The organism is Priestia sp. BR_2 (assembly GCF_041954005.1).
Classification (GTDB): Bacteria; Bacillota; Bacilli; order Paenibacillales; family Paenibacillaceae; genus Paenibacillus_AQ; species Paenibacillus_AQ lautus_A.
Genome location: NZ_JAVFHM010000145.1, coordinates 1 through 1,689 on the forward strand (window position 1 = coordinate 1; position 1,689 = coordinate 1,689).

Here is a 1,689-nt window from a genome sequence, read left to right on the forward strand (position 1 = left end):
GGTTATATCTATGACAGAGATGGTCTTAACTTAGAGACAGTTAAACGTATTAAGGAAGTAGAAAAAAAACGCATAAGTACTTATGTAAATGATCATCCCGAAGCGGTTTACGTGGAAAGTTGTAATGGGATTTGGACAGTACCATGTGATATTGCTTTACCATGTGCTACTCAAAATGAAATCGCTCAAAACTCTGCAGAATTATTAGTTTCCAATGGAGTAAAAGCAATTGGTGAAGGTGCAAATATGCCATCTACATTAGAAGCTGTCGAGATTTTCTTAGAGAACAATATTTTATTTGCCCCTGCTAAAGCAGCAAACGCTGGTGGTGTTTCTGTATCAGCATTAGAAATGGCTCAAAATAGCACTAGGCTTTCTTGGACTTTTGAAGAAGTCGATAGCAAATTACATGCGATTATGAAAAGCATATACCAAAATAGCAAGAAAGCTGCTCAAGAATACAACGCTCCTGGTAATCTTGTCGCAGGTGCAAACATTGCCGGATTTATAAAAGTTGCTGATGCTATGATTGAGCAAGGAGTTATTTGATACTTCATTAGGAGAATATACTAGTATGGATATCTTAAATTTAAAGGCTGTTAATAATGGGTGACTTACACATAGTTTCTACAATTATAATTGTTAGTTTAATTGCACTTTCATATGAACTCAGCAGAAAAAAACCTACTATTAAATATATAACACCTCTAATTGTAGGAGTGGTTAGTATTGGCGTTGTTATCGTAAGTTTCCTTATCGGAGGATGGATTGGTATGAGGGTAGGAACAATTAGCTTTACTGCTTTTATCTCATCACTTATCTCCCTACTAATTATATCTATAGCTGAATCTGTGAAAAGAAAATTCAGTAACAACACTCACTAGTAAAGTACGTATAGCATATACAAAGTCAGTTTATATAATGCGGGTGATTGGTAGAAAAAGAAGCCGTCAAATAATACCAAGTATAAAAGCCCTTTAAAAACTCAGTTCTAAAGGGCTTTTATACCTCTTTATTATTTAGAAGTCATATATTCATTCCTCCCTGCTCCCATACCGGCGATAAAAATAAAGATCGAAACTAAAACTAGCATCAGTAAAGGTATAGTCCAGCTGTGTGTAATGTCGTGTAGCCCTCCAAATAACACAGGACCTATAGCAGATAAAAGATAACCAAATGATTGAGCCATACCAGATAATTCTGCTGCCTCGTTAGTACTTTGTGTGCGTAAACTAAAGAACATCATTGCCAAACTAAATACAAACCCGACTCCAATTCCAACCATAATAATCCATAATGGGATAAGGAGTGTATTTCCGTACAAGATACCGAATAATCCTCCAATAAGCAAAACAGCTGGAATGACTACTAATAAACGCTGATCTTGCAAACGGCCGGCTAAAATAGGAACGAGGAACGTAATAGGAAGTACAGCAAGCTGCATTAGCGATAACATCCAGCCTGCGTCGTGAGTGTTCAATCCTTTTTGTTCAAGAATTTCCGGCATCCATGTAATAACTGTATAGAAGATAAAAGATTGAAATCCCATAAATAATGTGACATTCCATGCTAATCTAGAACGCCATAAGTTAATAGATTCAACCTTTTGCACTGTTTGTTGAGACTTCGTAGACTTATGTCGATTTCGTAATTGCGGTAACCAAATGAAAATAGTAAGAAGAGATAAAA

The 1,689-nt window shown here is 35.9% G+C and carries 3 protein-coding genes; 2 read left to right on the forward strand and 1 reads right to left on the reverse strand.

Annotated elements, in window-relative coordinates; all coding sequences use genetic code 11:
- On the forward strand, nt 1-549 hold a 549-nt coding region (locus RB298_RS06735), incomplete at its 5' end, for a dehydrogenase family protein (RefSeq protein ID WP_486046484.1).
- Nucleotides 550-605: 56 nt separating this feature from the next.
- Nucleotides 606-884, forward strand: coding sequence for a YesK family protein (locus RB298_RS06740; protein ID WP_486046486.1), 279 nt, complete (start codon nt 606-608; stop codon nt 882-884).
- 131 nt (nt 885-1,015) lie between these two features.
- Here the strand turns inward: RB298_RS06740 and RB298_RS06745 are convergent.
- Nucleotides 1,016-1,689: MFS transporter (locus RB298_RS06745; protein ID WP_486046488.1), on the reverse strand; the 674-nt coding region annotated here is incomplete at its 5' end.

Excerpts from the sequence above, each read along its gene's own strand:
- RB298_RS06740 (WP_486046486.1), top strand. The coding sequence starts at position 606 with ATGGGTGACTTACACATAGTTTCTACAATTATAATTGTTAGTTTAATT.